Annotated in this window: 1 protein-coding gene; it reads right to left on the bottom strand. The window is 68.8% G+C overall.

The window, feature by feature from the left end:
- Positions 1–27: 27 nt before the first annotated feature.
- Entirely contained in the window at positions 28–1320 is a 1293-nt protein-coding gene (locus tag ABZ806_RS45080; protein ID WP_500226146.1) for an IS701 family transposase, read from the bottom strand.
- Positions 1321–1479: the final 159 nt, after the last annotated feature.

Raw genomic sequence — 1479 nt, 5'->3', positions numbered from 1 at the left:
GTACGGCAGTCCGAGATCGTGATCTTGTCATGGTCGGCTGATTCGGGCTCGCTGGTGGAACCAGCGGGCGCGGGCTTGGTGACGCCGTCGCCACAGATGCCAGCGCAGGTGGTGTTCCAGGCCGTGCCGGGTGTGGGTGAGTAGGTTGACCAGGCGTTTCACTTCAGGGACGGTCAGCGGGAGCAGTCCGGGGTCGGCGGGTGGTATCTCGTCGGGATCGGCGGGTGTCGGAGGTCTGTCGGCGGTGGTGCGGGCGTGTGCGGCGGTGAGGGCGCAGACCGCCAGGGCGGCCATGGCCAGGACCAGGTGGCGAAGCAGCGCCGGATAGATGCGGACCTGGGAGTGGTCGAGCCCGAACGCGTCCTTGCCGGTCTGGAAGTCTTCCTCGACCGGCCACCTGCGGCCGGCGACCCGTACGAGGGTCCGCAGTGTCACCGGTCGGCCTTCGGGGGCGAAGCACAGGTAGAACGCCACTTCGCGGACGCCTTTGGCGTTGGGGGTCAGGCTGCGGCGGATCAGCAGGTGGCGGCGGGGGTCGGCGGTGCCGATCCACGCCCAGGCGTAGCGGCGTTCACCCTTGGACCCGGCTCCGGCCGAGTCGATCACCCAGTCCGAGGCCATCAGTGTCTTCAGCGCGTCGTCGGCCCTGCTCTTGGCGGCGCGGGTGAAGGCGATCGGCGCCGACTTCGCGATCCCCAGCACATAACCGGTGTCGACCTGCGGGTCTTCCAGCCAGGCGCGCAGTTTCGGGTCGGTGCCGTACACCTCGTCGCCGGTCACCCAGGCCGGCAGCCGCCCTTCGGCGTGCAGGTCGGCCAGGATCTGGCGGCCCAGCTCGGGTTTGGTCGCGAACACCACCTGCTCGGGCACCCGGTCGCGTGCTCGTCGGTCGGGGTCGCCTGCCTGCTCGCGGGGCAGATACGGGCGGGCTCCGACCAGGGCGTGTCCGGCCGCGGTGGCGAAACTGCAGTACACGACGTTGATGGCGTTGGAGATGCGGCCGGCGCAGCCCACGTACTGGCGTTTGACACCGACAGTGCAGGTGCCCTTCTTCTCCTGCCCGGACTCGTCCAGGATCGCGACCGCGTCACCGTCGTCCAGCCGCTCGCACACCAGCGTCCGGACCGCGGCCATCGCGCCCATGGTGTCCCACTTGGCCGCGTTCAGCAGGTGCTGCATCCTGCCGGGGGTTGCATCCCCGGCGTGCTCAGCGATGCTCCAGCAGTTCTTGCGCGGCAGGTCGCTCATCAACGCGCGCACGTACTTTCGGGCCTGGACGCGGGGCTCCCGCCTGCGGAAACATCCGGCCATCAAGCCCATCAACTCATCGAGATGGCCGTGGACGGCCCCGACCTCTACCATGGCAGCGGCAGCCGCCCACGATTCTTCTTGCGTCACAACTCGAAGATCATCGGGCGGCTGTCCTGCGTTACGAACCGGCCGCTACCAGCTCAAATCACGATCTCGGACTGCCGTACT

This window comes from Spirillospora sp. NPDC047418 (assembly GCF_040643275.1).
Lineage (GTDB): Bacteria > Actinomycetota > Actinomycetes > Streptosporangiales > Streptosporangiaceae > Spirillospora.
The sequence above is the reverse complement of the archived record's forward strand: the minus strand, read 5'-3'. Positions and strand labels throughout refer to the sequence as shown.

What these genes read in the sequence shown, in the direction of transcription:
- ABZ806_RS45080 (WP_500226146.1), bottom strand. Translation starts at nt 1,320, where the DNA reads ATGGGCTTGATGGCCGGATGTTTCCGCAGGCGGGAGCCCCGCGTCCAG.